Genomic DNA, 18,971 nt, shown 5'->3' with positions numbered 1-18,971 from the left:
CGGCACGTCCGGCTCACCCCCGCGCCCGTCTCACCGGGCCTTGGCGGGCCTGGTGGTCTTCGGAGCCGGGCCCGGGGCCGACGTCGGGGCCGGAGGGCCGGCCGGTCCCGGGCCCGGCCGGGGGCGCCGCTGCCGCCGCCCCATGTCCCGCACCTTGCGGACGCTCGTGATGACGCCGGCGATCAGGGTGCCGCCGTACAGCCACCCGGCCTGCACGGCCAGGGCGGTCACGACGGCCATGGCCTGCCCGCCGAGCCCCCCCGTACCGCCCGCGACGGGGACGATGCCGACGGCGAAGGCGATGGGGACGCCGATGGGGGCGGTGACCAGGTCGGCGGTACGGACCCAGAGCGCCGTCAGGGCGCTGACCAGCAGGAACAGCAGTCCGTAGACGGTGGGGGAGGCGTCGAGGAGCAGCAGGTCGAGGAGGCCGGCGGCCAGCATGGCCGCGGAGGCGAAGAGCCCGCCGCCGAGACCGGTGAGCCGGGGCGCGGGGAGCCGCCGCAGGGCCAGGACGACGGGGGGCACGGACCGGCCGCCGGGCCGCCGGGCGGGAGCGCGGTCCGGGGCGCGGCCGGGAACGCCGGGAGACCCGGTCCGCTCGACGCGGGCACCGCCGGGGGGCCGCCCGGAGCCGCGGGCCACGCGGTGGGCGGAGGAGCCCTCCGCGAGCGGGCCGGAACCGGAAGGGGCGGCGTGCGGTGCGGCGGAGGGCGGGGCGACGGGCGGTTTGCCGGGGGATTTCGGCCGTCGGCGCCCTGGGGGCCGGCTTGTCCTGTGCTGCTCCATTCGACCAACGTAGGTCGGGAAGGGGCGGGAACCGGGTCCGGGACACGCGCTTTGGGCGACCTTGCGCCCGAGAACGGCCGAAGGCCGACGTCACCGGCCGGTTCGCCCCGCCCGTAAACTGGGGAACCGGCCCCCCGTCCACACTTCAGGAAGTCGCCACCGTGTCGCTCACGATCGGAATCGTCGGTCTGCCGAATGTCGGCAAGTCGACCCTGTTCAACGCCCTGACCAAGAACGACGTGCTGGCGGCCAACTACCCGTTCGCCACGATCGAGCCCAACGTCGGCGTCGTCGGCGTCCCCGACGCCCGCCTCACCAAGCTCGCCGAGATCTTCGGCTCGCAGCGCATCCTCCCGGCGACGGTCGACTTCGTCGACATCGCGGGCATCGTGCGCGGCGCGAGCGAGGGCGAGGGCCTGGGCAACAAGTTCCTGGCGAACATCCGCGAGTCGGACGCCATCTGCCAGGTCATCCGCGCCTTCAAGGACGAGAACGTCGTCCACGTCGACGGCAAGGTCTCGCCGAAGGACGACATCGAGACGATCAACACGGAGCTGATCCTCGCGGACCTCCAGACGATCGAGAAGGTCCTGCCGCGCCTCCAGAAGGAGTCCCGGATCAAGAAGGACGTGGCGCCGAAGGTCGCGGCGGTCGAGGCGGCCCAGGCGATCCTGGAACGCGGCGACACCCTCTTCTCGCAGGGTATCGTCCAGGGCTCGGAGAAGGCGGAACTCCTCCACGACCTGCACCTGCTCACCGCGAAGCCGTTCCTCTACGTCTTCAACGTGGACGAGGACGAGCTGACCGACGACGCCTTCAAGGCGGAGCAGAGCGCCCTGGTCGCCCCGGCGGAGGCGATCTTCCTCAACGCCAAGCTGGAGCAGGACCTCGCCGAGCTGGACGAGGAGGACGCCATGGAGCTCCTCCAGTCCGTAGGCGCCGAGGAGCCCGGCCTCGCCACCCTCGCCCGCGTCGGCTTCGACACCCTGGGCCTCCAGACCTACCTGACGGCAGGCCCCAAGGAGTCCCGCGCCTGGACCATCAAGAAGGGCGCGACGGCCCCCGAGGCGGCCGGTGTCATCCACACCGACTTCCAGAAGGGCTTCATCAAGGCCGAGGTCATCTCCTTCGCCGACCTCGTGGAGACGGGCTCGGTCGCCGACGCCCGCGCGGCCGGCAAGGCGCGCATGGAGGGCAAGGAGTACGTGATGCAGGACGGGGACGTCGTGGAGTTCCGCTTCAACGTGTAGTGCCTGATTCCTTGATCGGCTGAAGTGGCTGGTCAGAGCAAGAAACCCCAGGTCAGGGGCCAGATCTTCGGATCTGGCCCCTTCCTGTTTTCTCCTGCGGATTCAGGCTGTTTCCGGGTCGTGTGCTGACTTGGTGCTGACCCTGGCGGCGGGTATCGGGGGCTCTGACCTGGGGCTCCGGCGGGGGAGGGGAGGGCAGCCGAAGGGATTGACCCGGACGAAGCGACGGCAGACCGGTTTCCCGTTCTGGAAATCCGAACCTCTTGTTGTGCAGGCCGCCGACTGGGAACGATGAACGGGACACCGGAGCACGGGAACGAGGGGGCACCGTATGAGGCTGACGAAGCTGGCTACGACCTGTGAGAACGGGGACTGTCCCACCCTGTACGCGACCGACAAGGGAACCCTGATCGTGCAGGGAGGCGTGCCGACGGGACACAGTCTCGACGTGCCGGAGGGCGAAGCCCTGGTGGAAATCCCGATGGACCTCATTCGGAAGGCAATTCGTGATCAGCGCATCTAACGACCTGGCCGCCCGGTTCTCCACCTTCCAGGAGGAGGCGTTCCGGCTGGAGACCCTCGACGACTACAGCAACTCGGGAAACCCCGCAGCCTTCCGCGCCTTCCTTGCGGGGGAGCCCAAGCCCGAGGACTACAACGCGGGCTGGTTGGAGACTGTGCGCAAGGCGACGGAGAGCGCGAAGCGCATGGTGCGCGTCCACATCCTGTCCCGCCCGCTCACGCCGTACCTCCACTACGAGCTGGGCTGGGGCTACCAGACGAACATGACGGCGGGCGAGGAGTTCCACATCCTCGACACGACCGACCGCCCGAATCCGTTGGAAGGTGTGCCCGACTTCTGGCTCTTCGACGGGCGCGAGCCCGTCGTGCTCAACTACGACGAGAACGGGGCGTTCACCGGGCCGACCTTTGTCCCGGCACAGGGGGCGTTGCCCACGGGCGAGGAGTTCGAGTACGCGACGCATCGAAGCGTCGCCCTGGCCATGTCGGTGCCCTTCGCCGAGTGGTGGGAGAAGCACGGAGCAGCGTGAATCAGGCAGAACTGGGCGCCGCTCTGCGGGCGCTACGGCAGGCGTCCGGCAAGGAGGCCAAGGCCGTCGCCCGCAGCGCTGTCATGTCGACGGCCAAGTTGTCGAAGATCGAGAACGGCCGTGTCGCCCCGGCGGCAGCGGACGTAGAGCGCATTCTCACGGCCTTGGATGTGTCCCCGGAGATCAAGGCCGAGTACCTCGCCGTAGCCCGTGCACAGGCCACCGAGGCGACTGCATGGCGACTCTTCCGGCGCATGGGCTACCACAAGAAGCAGGAGCAGATCAGGGCGCTGGAGTCCTCGATGACGCTCCTGCGCCTCTTCCAGCCGTCCCTGGTTCCCGGTCTGCTCCAGACGCCCGAGTACATCCGGGCCGTGCTGGAGCCGAAGGGCCTCACGGACGAGCAGCTCTCCCGTACGGCTTCTGTCCGGATCGAGCGGCAACGCGTCCTGTACGACACCGGAAAAGTCCTCCACTTCGTGGTGACGGAACCTGTCCTGCGCTGGCGTCTCCTCCCGCCCGCGATGATGGCGGGCCAGCTGGATCGCATCGTGTCGGTGTCCCGCCTGCCGAACGTGGACGTGCGCGTGGTTCCCCTCGACGCGCCGCAGCGCGACGTGCCCGGTCACTCCTTCGTCATCCGGGACGACCGCGTGGTGACGGTCGAGACGACACACGCCGAGGTGGTCGTCACCGACCCACGGGACGTCTCCCTGTACGTCGAGAAGTTCGACCGCTTCGTCTCCGTGTCCCTTGCTGGGGACGCAATGCGCGACCTAGTCGAGGGCATCCGGGACGCGTTCTTGCGCGAACGGGAAACGCCCTAGCTCCGGCCCCTCGGACCGGCTGACCATGGCCTTCTCGACGAGATGCGGGGAGGCGTACGAGATGCACGGAGAACCGTCGACGCTGCCGGAGCCGGTGGCTTCTTCCCTACCGCCGGCACGGCCGGAACCCGTCCCGGGCTGCCGGGACTGCCTCGGCCTCGCGGTACAACGGGCCAACGCCGGGTCGGTCTGGGACTACTCCAAGGTGTCCGACATGAACGTGACCCTGCGCGCGCACCTGCGGGACGCGCACGGGGGCGGGTAATGCCCCGCGCTGTGCTGCGCTACGTCACGCACCGGATCACCCAGTACCCGGACACCGACGTGACATTCGAGGCCGAGTGCCTCCACTGCGACTGGTCAGCGACGCCTTCCGAAGACGGGGCGGCTGTGGACATCGAGTGCATGGGGCACACGGGACGCACCGGCCACGAGGGCTTCAGGCGCGTGTGTACGTCATTCGCTCTGGTGGTGCGGACGGGGTGACGGAAGAGGCGCACGCCAGGAACGGTCCGGCGGCCTTGCTCCACGACTCGCCCCTGGCAAGGGCTGCCGCCCCTTCTGTACGGATGTGACCACCGGAGCAAGGAAGTCGGCACGCCAGTGCTGCACGGTCTCCGACTTCATGCCGCTCGCGTCGACCACAGCACCCACCCTCGCTTCGAGGACGGCTGCACCCTGCGATGCGTCGTCGCCGGTCCACTCGTCTACGTGCTGGGCTATCAGCGCCCACGTCAGCTTGATCATGGGCGGATCGTAGGGGTGGCGACGGAGAACCGGGAGAGGGCGAAGGGGGTGGGGTATGACCCCTTGGCCCTGTGCTCCAGTCCGCCGCGTCTTAGCAGCTCGGGTTCTGCCACGGTTCCAGGGTCGACGAGGGCTTCGCGCCCACGCGGTCAAGCGGGCGCATCTCCGCAGGTCAGCGGCAGCGCGAGCGTTCTGCAGGGCCTCCGCCGGCACTGCACAGGAATGAGAGGCGTCAGGCCGCAGCTTCGCCAGGGTTCTCGTCCTCGTCCTCCGAGGAGCCGCCCCGCTCGTAGCCCGACACGTCGATCTCGCGGCCGTCCTTAAGTCGCCTCTTGTGCGGGACGACGTTGTGCTTGTCGGGCGATTTCCGCTGCTCGGTCTCCTGTGTGGAGTCGGCGGCCGACTCGGCGTCCTCCGCGTCTGCGGCGCCCTCGGCTTGCCCGGCGAACTCGGCTTCGTCTTCTGTCATACCGCGCGGTGTGAGGACCCCGACCACGACAGCCATGCCTACAGTCGCCACCGCGGCTTTGGCGAGGCGGATCGTCCTGGGGTGCTTCTCGGCCCAGTCCTTTGCCTTCTCGCGGAAGGTGGTGGGCTCGCCGTCCTCGGGGGGCGTGGAGTCAGTCACGAGCACAGATCTACCGGACCCATCCCTCGCCTGTCAGGCAATCATCTGACATCGCCCGATCAGGTTTCGTGGCGCTCGTACGGCTTCGCTCTGTGGCCTGCCCGCCGGGCGGCTCTGTTTGGCGTTGGCCGCGAGGTGCCTCTCTTCCCATACAGGGCAGCTCGGCCGCTTTCTCCACTACGCTTCCCGCGTGGACTCGGCTGCCGCTTGCGTGGAACTCGCATCGACGGCTGGAAACGGCCGCGCGACGTGCGTCACGCCGCAGGCATCAGGGTTGGCGGCCCGCGCGACCGCCATGACTTACCGGGAAGAAGAGCCTTGGCCCTCAAGAAGACAGACCTTTACAGCTCGCTCTGGAAGAGCTGCGACGAGCTGCGCGGCGGGATGGACGCCGGCCAGTACAAGGACTACATCCTCACGCTGCTCTTCGTGAAGTACGTCTCCGACAAGGCCAAAGCGGACCCCGACAGCCTCATCGACGTCCCGCCCGGCGGCTCCTTCGACGACATGGTTGCCGCCAAGGGGGACAAGGAGATCGGCGACCGCTTCAACAAGATCATCAGTCGTCTCGCCGAGGCGAACGACCTGCGCAACGTCATCGACCTCGCTGACTTCAACGATGAGGAGAAGCTCGGCAAGGCCAAGGAGATCCAGGACCGGCTCTCCACGCTGGTCACGATCTTCAGTGACCTGGACTTTCGAGGCTCTCGTGCTGAGGGTGACGACCTCCTTGGTGACGCCTACGAGTACCTGATGCGCCACTTCGCCACGGAGTCCGGCAAGAGCAAAGGTCAGTTCTACACACCCGCCGAGGTCTCCCGGGTTCTGGCCAAGGTGGTTGGCATTACCAAGGACACCCGCCAGGACCAGACGGTCTACGACCCGACCTGTGGCTCCGGCTCGCTCCTCCTGAAGGTCGCCGCCGAGACCTCGCGCGGCATCACGATCTACGGCCAGGAGAAGGACAACGCCACGTGGGCGCTGTCCAAGATGAACATGATCCTGCACGGGCACGAGGACGCTGAGATCCTCAAGGGCGACACGATCACCAGCCCTCAGTTCACCAACGGCAGCGCACTCCAGACGTTCGACTTCGCCGTGGCCAACCCGCCGTTCTCGATCAAGTCCTGGAGCAACGGACTGGAGCAGGAGTACGGCCGCTTCGAGTACGGCCGGCCCCCGGAGAAGAACGGCGACTACGCCTTCCTGCTGCACATCCTTAAGTCACTCAAGAGCACGGGCAAGGCGGCGGTCATCCTCCCGCACGGAGTGCTCTTCCGAGGCAACGCCGAAGCCGACATCCGTCAGCGCTTGCTGAAGCAAGGGTTCATCAAGGGCATCATCGGTCTCCCCGCGAACCTCTTCTACGGAACCACTATCCCCGCCTGCATCATCATCCTGGACAAGGAGAACGCTGTCGGCCGTACCGGAGTCTTCATGATCGACGCCTCCAAGGGCTTTATCAAGGACGGCCCCAAGAACCGGCTGCGCAGTCAGGACATCCACAAGATTGTCGATGTCTTCACGCGGCAGACCACGCTCGAGCGTTACTCACGCATGGTCCCGCTGTCGGAGATCGCTGATCCAAAGAACGGTTACAACCTCAGTATCTCCCGCTACATCGACTCCTCTGAGCCTGAGGACGTCCAGGACCTTCACGCGCATCTGCACGGGGGAATCCCCGACCGGGACCTCGACGCGCTCAGCGGCTACTGGGACGCCTTTCCGCAGCTACGCGACCAGCTGTTCCAGCTAGACCGCCCTGGTTACAGCAACCTGACCATCGATGTAGGTCAAGTTCAGGAGAAGATCCTGGACTCACCCGAGTTCCAGACATTCATCGACGCGGCCCGCGATCTCGTCGCCGAGTGGTTCGGTGCCCATCGTGAATGCTTCGAGGGCATTGACGCCGACACCCTGCCGAACGACCTCATCGCCACTCTCGGCGATGCCCTGCTCTCGCGCTTCAAGCCAGTGCCGCTTCTGGACGAGTACGACGTCTACGAGCAGCTCATGACGTACTGGCACGACGTCATGCACGACGATGTTTTCATGATCATGAATGACGGCTGGCTCGACGCCGTCAAGCCACGCATGATCACAGTGGACAAGGATCGCAAGCTCTCCGAGGCGCCCGACCTCGTCGTGGGCTCGGGCCGCAGTGCCGTCAAGTACAAGATGGATCTCATCCCGCCAGCCCTGATCATTGCCCGCTATTTCGCGATGGAGCAGGCCGAGGTGGACGAACTCACGACGGCGGCAGACGAGGCCAGCCGTGCGGTCGAGGAGTACGTCGAGGAACACGCCGTCGAGGACGGGCTCCTGGCGGAGGCCATGGACGACGGCAAGATCAACAAGGCACTTACGTCGGCTCGCTTGAAGGCTGCTCGACACGAACGAGCAGATGCTGCCGAGATCGAGGCCCTGGCCTACTTGATTAAGCTCTACAACGCCGAGGCCGTGGCCAAGAAGGCCGCCAAGGAAGCGGAAGCGGCGCTCGGTCTTGCCACCCTGAAGAAGTACGGCGACCTCAAGGAGGCCGACGTACGGTCGCTCGTACTAGACGACAAATGGAAGGCGACGGTCAGGAGTCGTGTGGTGTCGGAAGTAGAGGGCCTGACGCTCGCACTAGTGAACCGAATTCAGGAGCTCGGCAATCGCTACGCGGCGACCGTGAGCTACCTGGATGCGGAGTTGATCGCTGCCAAGGCGCGAGTGGCCCGACACCTCGCATCGATGGGGGTCGAGTCGTGACCGGGTCCACAGTTCGCCTCATCGATGTCACCACACGCCTCGGCAGCGGGATCACCCCACGGGGGGGCGCCGCGGCATACAAGACGTCAGGAAGGCCCTTCGTTCGCAGTCAGAACGTCGGGTGGGGCGAGTTGAGGCTTGCGGACCTGGCCTATATCGACGATGCGACGCATGGAACGTTTGCATCAACGGAGGTCCGCGAGGGCGACGTTCTCCTGAACATCACCGGGGCATCGATCGGCCGGTGCGCAGTCGCGACGGCCGAGCTGGACGGTGGGAACGTGAACCAGCACGTCTGCGAGATTCGGCTCAAGCCCGGTGTTATGGATCCGTACTTTGTGAATGCCGTCCTCCTCTCGCGCATCGGACAGGACCAGATCGCCGCTTTTCAAGCGGGCGGCAATCGTCAGGGGCTCAACTTTCAGCAGGTCGGATCGATTCGAATTCCGGACATTAGTATTGAGCAGCAGCGAATGATCGGAGCTGCACTCCGGGACGCCGACCATTCCGTCGCTGCCTTGGAGCGCCTGATTGTCAAGAAGAGGGCGATTAAGAAAGGGCTCGTGCAGCAACTTCTCACAGGTGTGGCACATTTGCCTGGATGTGCGGACGATATGTGGAAAGAATGGAGCTTGAGTGAGCTGCTCCGCCGTCCGCCTCGATACGGAATTAATGCAGCTGCATCGCCTCTGACCTCAGGGTTTCCCACTTACATTCGCATCACCGACATCGATGACTCGGGCAAATTCTCTCCCAAGCCAAAAGTTGGGGTGAAGCATCCTAGGAGCTCGGACTATAAGCTCGGTGATGGTGAGTTGGTATTTGCGCGAACGGGGGCCAGTGTTGGGAAGTCGTACCTTTACGACCCTCGGGACGGTGAACTCGTATACGCAGGGTTTCTGATCAATATCGCCCCTGATCCGCAGAGGCTTAACCCGAAATACTTTTCACTCTTTGCGCAGACCAAGGAGTATTGGAACTGGGTGGCGCGTACGTCCGTTCGAAGCGGACAGCCCGGTATTAACGGTCGGGAGTACGCGCAGCTCACGTTCTCTGCTCCTGGTATCGAGACCCAGAGCGCAATTGCGGATGTGGTCAGTGGTATCGACGACGAGATCGATGCCCTGGGGCGGTGCTTGTCGAAGGCTCAACTCGTCAGGCTGGGGATGATGCAGGAGCTCCTCAGTGGACGGGTGTGCCTGCCTGTTCAGGGGGAGGGCAGTGAATGAGTGACGTCGGGCAGGTCGAGCGCGAGGCCCAGAACCGGGTTGTGCGGCTGTTCAAGGAGAATCTGGGGTACCGCTATCTCGGTAGCTGGGAGCGTCGCGTCGGCAACGCGAACATCGAGGTCGAGCTGCTGGAGTCGAACCTCCGTGCCCGCGGTTACGACAGCACCCTCGTGAGCAAAGCGATCGACCACCTAAAGAAGGCCGCCGCACTCGGCGGCGGCCGTGACCTGTACGAGGCGAACCGCGCCGTCTATGAGTTGCTGCGCTACGGCGTCAAGGTAAAACCGGGTGCCGGCGAGCAGTACGAGACGGTCTGGCTCATCGACTGGAACGACCCGCAGGCCAATGACTTGGTCGTCGTTGAGGAGGTGACGATTGTCGGGAAGCAGACGAAGCGACCCGACATCGTGCTCTACGTCAACGGCCTGGCTCTAGTGACTCTGGAACTCAAGCGCTCCAGGGTGGCGGTGAGCGAGGGCATCCGGCAGACCATCGGGAATCAGAAGCCCGGGTTCATCCGGTCGTTCTTCTCCACCGTCCAGCTCGTGCTCGCCGGCAACGACGTGGAGGGCCTGCGCTACGGCGTCATCGATACGCCTGAGAAGTACTGGTTGCAGTGGAAGGAGCCCTCTGACGTCGAGGAGCCGCTGGACCGGGCTCTGCTTCAGATGTGCGGTAAGGAGCGGCTGCTTGAACTGATCCATGACTTCACCGTTTTCGACTCCGGTGTCCGTAAGGCGTGCCGTCACAACCAGTACTTCGGCGTCAAGGCCGCGCAGGAACGTATCGGTCGTCGCGAGGGCGGCATCATCTGGCACACCCAGGGTTCGGGGAAGTCACTCACGATGGTGTGGCTGGCGAAGTGGATCCGGGAGCACCAAGACGACGCCCGAGTCCTGCTGATCACCGATCGCACCGAGCTGGACGAGCAGATCGAGAACGTCTTCAACGGCGTCAACGAGCAGATCTATCGCACCAGTAGTGGCGTGGACCTCCTGGGCACTCTGAATAAGTCTGCCGAGTGGCTCATCTGCTCTCTCGTGCACAAGTTCGGTAGCTCGGCGGATGGTAAGGACGGATCCAAGGCCGACAACGAGTTCATCAAGGAGCTCAAGGCCAGGATCCCCAAGGGCTTCAAGGCCAAGGGCAACCTCTTCGTCTTCGTCGACGAGGCCCACCGCACTCAGTCCGGCAAGATGCACGACGCGATGAAGGACCTGCTGCCGGGCGCCATGTTCATCGGGTTCACGGGGACACCGCTGCTCAAGGCGGACAAGGCCACCAGTATGGAGAAATTTGGGTCGTTCATCCACACCTACAAGTTCGACGAGGCCGTCGAGGACGGCGTCGTGCTCGACCTCTGCTACGAAGCCCGCTCCATCGACCAGCACTTGACATCGCCCGCGCAGGTGGACAAGTGGTTCGAGGCCAAGACCCGGGGCATGACCGACCTGTCGAAGGCGGAGCTGAAGAAGCGCTGGGGCACGATGCAGAAGGTCGTTTCCTCCGAGCCTCGGGCGAAGCAGATCGTGCAGGACATCCTGCTCGACATGGAGACCAAGCCCCGCCTGATGGACGGGCGCGGTAACGCCATGCTCGTGGGCGAGAGCATCTACCAGGCATGCAAGTTCTACGAGCTGTTCTGCAACGCGGGCTTCCGAGGGAAGTGCGCCATCGTCACAAGTTACGCCCCGAGTCCCGGAGATATCTCCAAGGAGGACTCCGGCGCAGGCCAGACGGAGAAGCTGCGTCAGTACGACATCTATCGAAGGATGCTCGCCGGCCACTTCGGAGAGTCCGAAGACGCTGCCATGACGAAGGTTGACGAGTTCGAGAAAGAGGTCAAGCGACAGTTTGTCGAGGAGCCTGGCCGGATGCGCCTGCTCATCGTGGTCGACAAGCTTCTGACCGGGTTCGATGCGCCGAGCGCCACGTACCTTTACATCGACAAGAAGATGAGCGATCACGGCCTGTTCCAGGCGATCTGCCGGGTCAACCGACTCGACGGAGACGACAAGGAGTTCGGCTGTATCGTCGACTACCGCGACCTGTTCAACTCCCTACAGGACGCCATCACCGACTACACGTCCGGGGCACTCGACGGGTACGAACCACAGGACATCGAGGGCCTGCTGACTGACCGGATCGAGAAGGGGCGAGAGGCTCTCGACGAAGCGCTGGAACGAATCCGCGCGCTCTGCGAGGTGGTTGCGCAGCCCCGGAACACGCTCCAGTACCAGCAGTACTTCTGTGCGGCTGATCCCGGCAACGCCGAGCAGCTCAAGGCCAACGAGCCCAAGCGTGTCGAGCTCTACAAGGCCGTTGCCGCGGTCACGCGGGCCTTCGCCAACCTGGCCAACGACATGGAAGCCGCCGGATACACCAGCCAGGAGGCCGAGGACATCCGCGCTGAGATCCGGCATTACACGGATGTCCGCGACGAGGTGAAGCTCGGAGCCGGCGAGGACGTTGACTTCAAGCAGTACGAGGCCGGTATGCGGTTCCTTCTGGACACCTACATCCAGGCGGACGCGTCCGAGACCGTGTCCGACTTCGAGGACACCGGCCTCGTTCAACTCATCGTCGAACTGGGCGCCGGGGCCCTCGACAAGCTGCCGAAGGGAATCAAGAGCAGCCCTGAAGCCGTCGCCGAGACGGTCGCTAACAACATGCGCAAGCTGATCATTGAAGAGCATGCGACGAATCCGAAGTACTTCGACAAGATGTCGGAGCTGCTCGACGCCATAATCGAGGAGCGGCGCCAGGGCGCGATCGAGTACCAGGACTACCTCGCCAAATTGCTGGAGACTGCCGCGCAGCTCGGTAGGGGAGAGTCCGACGACACGTACAAGTACCCCACCTGGGCCAACAACGGGGCGAAGCGGGCCTTGGTCGACTTCTTCCTCCCTGATGAGCGACTGGCTGTCGAGGTCGACACCGCGGTGCTCCACTCGAAGCCGCATGCATGGGTGGGTAACCCGTTAAGGGAGCGGAAGGTTCGGAACGCGCTGAAGCGAGCGCTGCCCGACGATTTCGACCGGCTTGATGAGCTCCTTGAACTGGTGAAGGCAAGGCATGAGTACCACTAGCGCCCGTCTCGCGGTCCGGGGCATTGACGTCCACGTGGTCTACAAGGACATCAAGAACCTGCACATCGGTGTGTACCCCCCCATAGGGCGCGTTCGGGTGGCCGCGCCTCAGCAGCTGGATGACGATCAGGTTCGCCTGGCCGTCATCCAGCGGTTGCCGTGGATCAAGCGTCAGCAGGATCAACTGCGCTCGGCGGAGCGTCAGTCAGTGCGCGAGATGGTCAGCGGAGAGTCCCACTACGTGTGGGGTGTGCGACGACGCCTGAAGGTCATCGAGCGGCCCGGACGCCCGCATGTAGAACTCGACGGCGACCGAATGGTGCTCTACGTGCCGAGCGGGACGAGTGAGGAGCGCCGGCGCGACCTGCTCGACCGGTGGTGTCGTGAGCAACTCCGTCAGGCGATCCCTGCGCTCATCGAGCGCTGGGAGACCAAGCTCGGGGTTTCGGTGCCGTGGTGGGGTATCCGCCGGATGAAGACCAAGTGGGGCTCCTGCAACCGGGAGACCCGCCGCCTGTGGTTCAACTCCGAACTGGCCAAGAAGCATCCAGAGTGCCTTGAGTACGTCGTCGTTCACGAGATGGTCCATTATCTCGAACGGGGACACGGCCAGCGCTTCGCCCAGCTGATGGATGGCTTCCTGCCGGACTGGCGTAGTCGCCGTGATCGCCTGAATGACGCACCGCTCTCTGACGAGCTATGGACGGGGCGTTGAGTGCAGCGAGGACTACTTGTGTCCGACGCGGCCTTCTCCACGGCAACAGCCCCATGTCTGCCCTGAAGCCCATAGGGACAGTGGACGCATTTCCGTTGCTCGAAAATATCGAGTGACGTTTATCAGCTATGCGAGTTAAAAATGGGGGAGGCGTCCAGCTTCCCCTCAGTCCCATCAGATGACGATGACGCGGAAGGTGCTGACCCCATGGCGAAGCTTCGGTTGACCGTAGGGCGGGGGCACGTCGAGGAGCTGGCACGCCTGCGCCATCCCGTCGGAGCCGTCGAGGAGCTGATATGGAACTCTCTCGACGCGGACGCCGAGACTGTCACCGTCGTGCTTGAGCGCAACGACTTTGGTGGAGTCGACCGGGTTGCCGTGATCGACGACGGCACTGGTATCGCGGCGGAGAAGTGCGGCGACTACTTCGAGCAGATCGGTACGTCCTGGAAGAAGCGCACGCAGGTCAGCGAGGTCAAGAAGCGCGTGCTGCACGGGAAGAACGGGCGAGGCCGAGTCCGGGCCTTCGCGCTCGGCAGCGAGGTGCGCTGGACCAGCGTGAGCGGAATGCAGGGGATCCGCCGTCGTGTGGTCATCGAGTCCGATCGCGGCTCCATGGACGAGTTCGACGTCAGCGATCCCGAGCCGACGGCCGACGTGACGGGGACGATCTTCGAGGCGTTCGGTGGGGAAGACCTCCAGAAGCTGACCGAGGACGCCGCCCGTACGGCGCTGACTGCCGCCTTCGCCCTCCATTTGGAGGCGTACCCGGACATCTGCATCACCTACGACGGGACGCGGCTGGACCCGGCGTCTGAGCAGGTTCACGTCGAGACGTACGAGGTGGCGGCTCCGCCGGACAGTTCTCACCCGTCGGCCCAGTTGAAGATCATCGAATGGTCGCGTCCGTACTCCCGGGCTTTGTTCCTCTGCGACGGCCGAGGTATGTCCTTGGCGCAGCTGAAGCCGGAGATCCAGGCTCCGGGCTTCCACTTCACGGCGTACCTGTCCTGGTCGGGGTTCGAGGATGATTCAGTCGGCGACCTCGCCTTCGCCGATTGGACACCGGAGGGGCCCGCTGCCGAGGTGCTGGCCGAAGCCCGAGAGCGTATGCGTGAGCACTTCCGTTCCCGAGCCGATGAGCGCCGTCGTGAGCTCGTCGACTCGTGGCGTGCGGAAGGCTTCTACCCGTATGCAGGCGAGCCCGCCAACGACCAGGAGCGCGCGGAGCGCGAGACCTTTGACGCCGTGGCGACCGCGGTCGTCCGGCACTTGCCGGCGAGCAAGAGGGCCCAGAAGGTGTCCTTCGCGCTTCTGCGCTCCGTCTTGACCCACGAACCGGGCGAAGTGCTGCGCATCGCCGAGGAGCTATTCGCGCTTTCCAAGCAGGAGCAGACAGAACTCAGTCGGCTGCTGGATCGTACGCCGCTGTCCGCCCTGATCAAGGCGTCGACCGCGACAACCGGACGCCTCGATTTCCTGTCTGCCCTGGAGCACCTCGTCTTCGACCCCGCGGCCAAGGGACGGGTCAAGGAACGGACGGAGCTGCACCGGATCCTGGAGAACGAGTGCTGGATCTTCGGCGAGGAGTACGGACTGCACGTCAGCGACCGCAGTCTGAACGAGGTACTGAGACAGCACTGTCGTCTTCTTGATCGGGACACACCTGCACCGGCCCCCGTTCTGAGGGAGGACGGGAGTCGGGGGATCGTCGACCTGATGCTGTCCCGTGCTGCCCGGCAGCGGAAAGGGGAGCGTCACCACCTCGTGATCGAACTCAAGAGGTCGAGTGTCACCCTCGGCATGTCCGAGTTCACGCAGATCAACAGCTATGCGCAAGCGGTTATGAACGACGACCGGTTCCGGGACCCCAAGGTGACCTGGGACTTCTGGCTCGTCGGCAATGCCATGGACGACGGTCTTCGCCAACTTGCCCACCAGCAGGACCGGATGCCTGGATGTGCTGTCAACCAGCCCACGTACCGGATCTGGGTACGCACCTGGGGCGAGATCATCGAGGACGCGCAGGAGCGGCTTCGCTTCTACAGCGAGCAGCTTGAGTATCAGTCGTCGACCGAGCACGCCATGGACTATCTGATCAGGGAACACACTGACGCGGTCATGGATCTGGTGGGCGACGGTACGGTGCCCGCGGCCAGGGCGGGGGACAGCGGAACGATCGGAGCTGCCGCCACCTCGTGAGGCCCCATCCCTACGGCGGTGAAGGGCAACGGCGGAAGGGCATGGGTAGGGAGCAACGGCGTCAGAAACTGGACGTGAGCCTCACCGACTCCTGACGAGTGGGCCGCATCCGCGGCCCCGAGGAAGGCAGCGGCGAGAGCAAGTACGCAAGTCGAGCCTCGTAAGTCGTCTACGTGAAGAACGGCCGATAGGCCGCTTCCTGGTTGGGCTTCTTCACGGCTTCACGTACTTGCTCTTCGCCGCTGCACAGGCTTACGGCTTCGCCGCTGGACGCAATCGTGTACTTGTGTAAGTCGTCTTGCTCGTTCAACAGCTCCTTCGGGGAGCCGCTGCCTTTGTCTGGCGGGCTTCGAGGCCTCGGGCTTTCGTAGTCCCCCAGTGGCCTGCGTGCTGGTCGGCCACAGGCCGCCAGTGTCCAGAGATCCTGACGTACTTACGTAAGCAGAAGGAGGAGCGAGGCTTGCCGAGCGGAGCGAGGTAGCTGGTGGTGGTGACACTTCCTGTCAGGGGGCTGCATCACCACCACCACGGATCAGGCGGGCTCGGAGCGCCTCCGGGTCCAGCGCCCGTCGACGTACTCCAGGGCATCCCTGAGCTTGGGGCGAATGGTCTCCACGCTCTTGCCGACCGTCGGGGCGTACCGCTGGGCAAGCGGCCTGTAGTTCGTCTCCTCCGGCTGCTCCTCGATGATCCGCGCTGCGAGCACTTCGTCCCAGGGCTTCGCCTTCGGCATGTCGACGGCCTTGATCTGGGGCCTCGCCCGCTCCCAGACAGGGACCTCGCTGGTCGCGCTGGCCCGGTGCACGGTGACGTCGAGGTTGAGGTCTTCCCGGGCGCGATTCATCTTGACTTCGATGCGCCGCCCGCGCTTGCCGGAGTTCCTCAAGGTGATGATGCCGCGAGCGCCGGCCGCGATGGCCCGTCCGCCGATGGGCGAGGATGCGACGCTCATTCCCTCCGCCGTTCCCTTCGGGGTGTGCGTCACCACCAGCACGGGGATGCCCATGTCCGTGATCGGACGCAAGCTGTGCCCGAACCGTTGCGCTGTCACCGGGGATGAGATGTCCTCACCCGGTGCGAGCGCGCCGAGCATGTTGTCCAGGACGAACAGGCCCGGCCTGATGTCCGCGAGATCTTCGTAGATGCCCTTCCAGTAGCCGGAGTCCCCCGCGTCCCGGACGGGGAAGATGGTCACAGAGTCGTCCGGTACGGCACCGCCCAGCCGCTCCTTCAATTCCTCCGCCGCGCCGTCGTCGGTCAGGCCGTAGACGATGTGGTCGATTCTTCGATGTACCGGCAGGCCGAGGAACGTCGGCTCGCCGTTGAGCAGGGCTATGCCCATGCCCGCGCTGAGCAGTGTCTTGCCCGCCTTGGGCTCGCCCGCCAGCAATGTTGTCCGGGTGGTGAGGAGGTCGCCGATCAGGAACGCGTCCTCGTACGGGACCCGCTCGATCTCGTGGAGCTGCTGCCCCTTGTCCTTGATGGCTCCCACCGTGCGTGGCCGTCCTTCCTTTGAGCGGAGCGGCACAGGTGTGCGCCGCTGTCTCCCGCCGGGTGGCGGGATCATGTGACCTCCATTCGGTCGGGTACGGGTGAGAGGACCGCAGGTCAGGCCGAGGCCGGGCACTCCCGGTCGAGCCAGCGGTCGACCTCGGACATGCGGAAGCGCAGGCTGCCGCCGACCTTCCGGGACGGGAGGCCGAGTATCCGGTGGTTGTTGTAGATCCAGGCGGGCTTCTTGCCCAGGTACTCAGCCAGTTCGTCAACGGTCATCAGGCGGTTGTGGTGCAAAGGCGGATCTCCTTCGGTTCGTCGTACCGGCATCATCCTGAGCAATGCGTCTGGTTCTGTCAAAGCCGGATGCGTCACATCTAGACTTGACTGGGGCTGAATGGGCTCGTACGTTCCTCGCATGGAGATCACACGTAGCCCTGACGGTCCGCCGTCGCGTGCGGGCATCGAGATTCACCGGCGCATTGGCTCATGGAAGGTGACGATGTGGCGGCCAGCCGACTCCGTGGGCGGTGGGCCGCAGGAGATTCGGATCGAGCCTCACGAAGACGGCGACCCGCAGGAGATCGCCCGCGGCCTGTCCAGCACGGTGCTCCGGCAGATCGACACCAGATCGTTCGTGGAGATGCTCGACGCAGCTCCGACCGGTATTGACCAGGCCGTGGAGGAGGAAGCAGGACTCCTGCGTGGGTGGCTCGCCGACGCGCCCAGAGGGGTCACCGATAGGTACCTGGCCATGCTCTCGGCGGTCTATGTGCGGGTCGTCGAGATCGGCGAGCGGGCCCCGATCCAGGCGCTTGAGGAGATTACGAACATCAAGCAGGCCACGCTCAAGGGGCACCTGCGCGCTGCACGGAAGCGCGGCTTCCTGACCAAGGTCGAGGGCAAGGCGGGCGGACAGCTGACGGAGAAGGCCGACGAGGTGCTCAGGGGGATGAAGAGTGGCGCAGGTACTGAAGAAGTGTGACTGCCGGAACAAGACCCGGTGCGCGCACCTGTGGACAGTCCGGTACCGCGAGCCCGGTGGGCGGACGGGGCGTCAGCGGGAGAAGTCGTTCCCCACGAAGCGGGAGGCCGAGAGCTTCGGCGTCAAGGCGGAGAACGACAAGCGGGCCGGGGTCTACATCGACCACCAGCTCGGGCAGATCTCCATGCGCAAGTGGGCGGAACAGTGGCTCGCGCAGCACCAGGTGAACGAGTCGACCCGACGGAACTACCAGGGCTTCATCTCGAACCACCTGGTTCCCGCGCTCGGTGCCCGCGCCCTCGCCAGCGTCACCATCCCGGATGTGAAGAAGCTTCAGACGGCCATGGTGAACGGCGGGTTGGCGGCATCGACAGTCAACGACCGCATGAACATCCTGCGCGCCATGATGGCGACGGCCGTCAAGGAACGGCGCATATACGAGAGCCCGTGCGACGGGGTGCCGCCGATCAAGACGGCAGGCGCCGCCGTCGACCCGGACGAGATACCGACGCTCGCGGAGGTGTACGCCATCGCCGCCGCCATGTCCGATCAGTACCGGCTCACGGTGTGGCTCCAGGCGGGTGCTGGGCTGCGTATCAGCGAGGCTCTCGGGCTGACCTCCGACTGCCAGCGAGAGGGCTTCCTGCGGCTGCGCCGGCAGATCAGCGCCAAGGCGAATCAGGGTGACTGCGTGACCCGCTTCGTGCCGCTCAAGCACCGTACGGCGGACGAGTACCGGGACGTGCCCACGCCGACGTTCCTTGACCAGGAGATCGGCAACCACCTGAAGCGCTGGGGCACGGTCGAGGTCGACGGCGTAGAGGCGCTGTTCGCACCGCGTGAGCGGGGCAAGGGGAAGATGCCCACGGCGTCGACGTACGGCTACCACTGGCGGAAGGCGTGCACGGCGGCGGGCGTGGTCACCCCGGACATGAAGCCGAAGTACACCCCTCACTCGCTGCGCCACTTCTTCGCCTCGACGGCGCTCGCGAACGGCGTTCCGATCCACGAAGTGAGCCGCTGGCTCGGTCACCGGAACATCAAGACGACCGTCGACACGTACGGGCACCTGGTGCCGGAGGCGTGGGACCGGTGCCGGGACGTGATGCAGCAGGCGCTTCGGCCGTCGCCGGTACGCGCCGTTGCCGTGGCGGCATGACGTGCTGACTCGGCGACACGGTGCTGACTTGGTGCTGACCCTGTGCCTCTT

General features: G+C 65.1%; 19 protein-coding genes. 13 read left to right on the top strand and 6 right to left on the bottom strand.

Annotated features, from left to right (window positions below):
• Positions 1-30: 30 nt before the first annotated feature.
• On the bottom strand, positions 31-528 hold the full coding sequence (locus tag ACZ3IL_RS02760; RefSeq protein WP_467385838.1) for a DUF6542 domain-containing protein: 498 nt from the start codon (positions 526-528) through the stop codon (positions 31-33).
• Positions 529-950: 422 nt separating this feature from the next.
• Between ACZ3IL_RS02760 and ychF the strand changes: the two genes are divergently transcribed.
• The 6 genes from ychF to ACZ3IL_RS02730 all read left to right on the top strand — a co-directional run bounded on the left by ychF (position 951) and on the right by ACZ3IL_RS02730 (position 4,404).
• The gene (gene ychF / locus ACZ3IL_RS02755) at positions 951-2,039 is read left to right on the top strand and encodes a redox-regulated ATPase YchF (protein ID WP_467385836.1); all 1,089 of its coding nucleotides are present in this window, start codon (positions 951-953) and stop codon (positions 2,037-2,039) included.
• A gap of 331 nt (positions 2,040-2,370) precedes the next feature.
• Positions 2,371-2,562: a hypothetical protein gene (locus ACZ3IL_RS02750; protein ID WP_467385834.1), complete on the top strand. Its 192-nt coding sequence runs from the start codon at positions 2,371-2,373 to the stop codon at positions 2,560-2,562.
• A complete protein-coding gene (locus tag ACZ3IL_RS02745) occupies positions 2,546-3,091 on the top strand; it encodes a DUF6879 family protein (RefSeq protein ID WP_467385832.1) in 546 nt (181 codons plus the stop codon). The genes ACZ3IL_RS02750 and ACZ3IL_RS02745 overlap by 17 nt, the downstream gene beginning before the upstream one ends.
• Complete coding sequence (locus tag ACZ3IL_RS02740) at positions 3,088-3,918, top strand: helix-turn-helix domain-containing protein (RefSeq protein ID WP_467385830.1); 831 nt, start codon at positions 3,088-3,090, stop codon at positions 3,916-3,918. Before ACZ3IL_RS02745 ends, ACZ3IL_RS02740 begins: the two co-directional genes overlap by 4 nt.
• A gap of 94 nt (positions 3,919-4,012) precedes the next feature.
• Entirely contained in the window at positions 4,013-4,183 is a 171-nt protein-coding gene (locus ACZ3IL_RS02735) for a hypothetical protein (RefSeq protein WP_467385828.1), read from the top strand.
• Positions 4,183-4,404, top strand: a complete 222-nt coding sequence (locus ACZ3IL_RS02730) for a DUF7848 domain-containing protein (RefSeq protein WP_467385826.1) — start codon at positions 4,183-4,185, stop codon at positions 4,402-4,404. Before ACZ3IL_RS02735 ends, ACZ3IL_RS02730 begins: the two co-directional genes overlap by 1 nt.
• On the opposite strand, the gene ACZ3IL_RS02725 is transcribed toward ACZ3IL_RS02730, so the two are convergent.
• Both ACZ3IL_RS02725 and ACZ3IL_RS02720 read right to left on the bottom strand, forming a co-directional pair.
• Positions 4,375-4,665 (bottom strand): hypothetical protein, encoded by a 291-nt coding sequence (locus ACZ3IL_RS02725; RefSeq protein ID WP_467386838.1) that lies wholly within the window; start codon positions 4,663-4,665, stop codon positions 4,375-4,377. The two genes, ACZ3IL_RS02730 and ACZ3IL_RS02725, sit on opposite strands and share 30 nt — an antisense overlap.
• Before the next feature lie 232 nt (positions 4,666-4,897).
• Positions 4,898-5,293, bottom strand: coding sequence for a hypothetical protein (locus tag ACZ3IL_RS02720; RefSeq protein WP_352095708.1), 396 nt, complete (start codon positions 5,291-5,293; stop codon positions 4,898-4,900).
• Positions 5,294-5,611: 318 nt separating this feature from the next.
• Here ACZ3IL_RS02720 and ACZ3IL_RS02715 point away from each other — a divergent pair, with 318 nt between their 5' ends.
• The 5 genes from ACZ3IL_RS02715 to ACZ3IL_RS02695 all read left to right on the top strand — a co-directional run bounded on the left by ACZ3IL_RS02715 (position 5,612) and on the right by ACZ3IL_RS02695 (position 15,282).
• The gene (locus ACZ3IL_RS02715; protein ID WP_467385823.1) at positions 5,612-8,047 is read left to right on the top strand and encodes a type I restriction-modification system subunit M; all 2,436 of its coding nucleotides are present in this window, start codon (positions 5,612-5,614) and stop codon (positions 8,045-8,047) included.
• A 281-nt stretch (positions 8,048-8,328) separates the two neighbouring features.
• Positions 8,329-9,276 (top strand): restriction endonuclease subunit S, encoded by a 948-nt coding sequence (locus ACZ3IL_RS02710; RefSeq protein ID WP_467385821.1) that lies wholly within the window; start codon positions 8,329-8,331, stop codon positions 9,274-9,276.
• A complete protein-coding gene (locus tag ACZ3IL_RS02705; RefSeq protein ID WP_467385819.1) occupies positions 9,273-12,365 on the top strand; it encodes a type I restriction endonuclease subunit R in 3,093 nt (1,030 codons plus the stop codon). Before ACZ3IL_RS02710 ends, ACZ3IL_RS02705 begins: the two co-directional genes overlap by 4 nt.
• Before the next feature lie 34 nt (positions 12,366-12,399).
• A complete protein-coding gene (locus ACZ3IL_RS02700; protein WP_223828493.1) occupies positions 12,400-13,080 on the top strand; it encodes a M48 family metallopeptidase in 681 nt (226 codons plus the stop codon).
• A 207-nt stretch (positions 13,081-13,287) separates the two neighbouring features.
• Positions 13,288-15,282 carry an ATP-binding protein gene (locus ACZ3IL_RS02695; protein ID WP_467385816.1) on the top strand — a complete coding sequence of 665 codons (1,995 nt, stop codon included), beginning with the start codon at positions 13,288-13,290 and terminating at the stop codon, positions 15,280-15,282.
• Between the two features lie 169 nt (positions 15,283-15,451).
• Here ACZ3IL_RS02695 and ACZ3IL_RS02690 read toward each other — a convergent pair whose 3' ends face one another.
• The 3 genes from ACZ3IL_RS02690 to ACZ3IL_RS02680 form a co-directional block, all read right to left on the bottom strand.
• Positions 15,452-15,592, bottom strand: a complete 141-nt coding sequence (locus ACZ3IL_RS02690; RefSeq protein ID WP_391901029.1) for a hypothetical protein — start codon at positions 15,590-15,592, stop codon at positions 15,452-15,454.
• Positions 15,593-15,814: 222 nt separating this feature from the next.
• Positions 15,815-16,774 carry an AAA family ATPase gene (locus tag ACZ3IL_RS02685; protein ID WP_467385813.1) on the bottom strand — a complete coding sequence of 320 codons (960 nt, stop codon included), beginning with the start codon at positions 16,772-16,774 and terminating at the stop codon, positions 15,815-15,817.
• Between the two features lie 116 nt (positions 16,775-16,890).
• Positions 16,891-17,055 carry a helix-turn-helix domain-containing protein gene (locus tag ACZ3IL_RS02680; protein WP_159024987.1) on the bottom strand — a complete coding sequence of 55 codons (165 nt, stop codon included), beginning with the start codon at positions 17,053-17,055 and terminating at the stop codon, positions 16,891-16,893.
• A gap of 139 nt (positions 17,056-17,194) precedes the next feature.
• Between ACZ3IL_RS02680 and ACZ3IL_RS02675 the strand changes: the two genes are divergently transcribed.
• Both ACZ3IL_RS02675 and ACZ3IL_RS02670 read left to right on the top strand, forming a co-directional pair.
• The gene (locus ACZ3IL_RS02675; protein WP_150171767.1) at positions 17,195-17,761 is read left to right on the top strand and encodes a hypothetical protein; all 567 of its coding nucleotides are present in this window, start codon (positions 17,195-17,197) and stop codon (positions 17,759-17,761) included.
• Positions 17,736-18,920, top strand: a complete 1,185-nt coding sequence (locus ACZ3IL_RS02670) for a tyrosine-type recombinase/integrase (protein WP_467385811.1) — start codon at positions 17,736-17,738, stop codon at positions 18,918-18,920. Before ACZ3IL_RS02675 ends, ACZ3IL_RS02670 begins: the two co-directional genes overlap by 26 nt.
• Positions 18,921-18,971 lie beyond the last annotated feature (51 nt).

The organism is Streptomyces sp. NPDC014907, from assembly GCF_055562975.1.
The sequence above is the reverse complement of the archived record's forward strand: the minus strand, read 5'-3'. Positions and strand labels throughout refer to the sequence as shown.

What these genes read in the sequence shown, in the direction of transcription:
- ACZ3IL_RS02750 (WP_467385834.1), top strand. Translation starts at nt 2,371, where the DNA reads ATGAGGCTGACGAAGCTGGCTACGACCTGTGAGAACGGGGACTGTCCC.
- ACZ3IL_RS02730 (WP_467385826.1), top strand. Translation starts at nt 4,183, where the DNA reads ATGCCCCGCGCTGTGCTGCGCTACGTCACGCACCGGATCACCCAGTAC.
- ACZ3IL_RS02725 (WP_467386838.1), bottom strand. Translation starts at nt 4,665, where the DNA reads ATGATCAAGCTGACGTGGGCGCTGATAGCCCAGCACGTAGACGAGTGG.
- ACZ3IL_RS02705 (WP_467385819.1), top strand. Translation starts at nt 9,273, where the DNA reads ATGAGTGACGTCGGGCAGGTCGAGCGCGAGGCCCAGAACCGGGTTGTG.
- ACZ3IL_RS02695 (WP_467385816.1), top strand. Translation starts at nt 13,288, where the DNA reads ATGGCGAAGCTTCGGTTGACCGTAGGGCGGGGGCACGTCGAGGAGCTG.
- ACZ3IL_RS02680 (WP_159024987.1), bottom strand. Translation starts at nt 17,055, where the DNA reads ATGACCGTTGACGAACTGGCTGAGTACCTGGGCAAGAAGCCCGCCTGG.
- ACZ3IL_RS02675 (WP_150171767.1), top strand. Translation starts at nt 17,195, where the DNA reads ATGGAGATCACACGTAGCCCTGACGGTCCGCCGTCGCGTGCGGGCATC.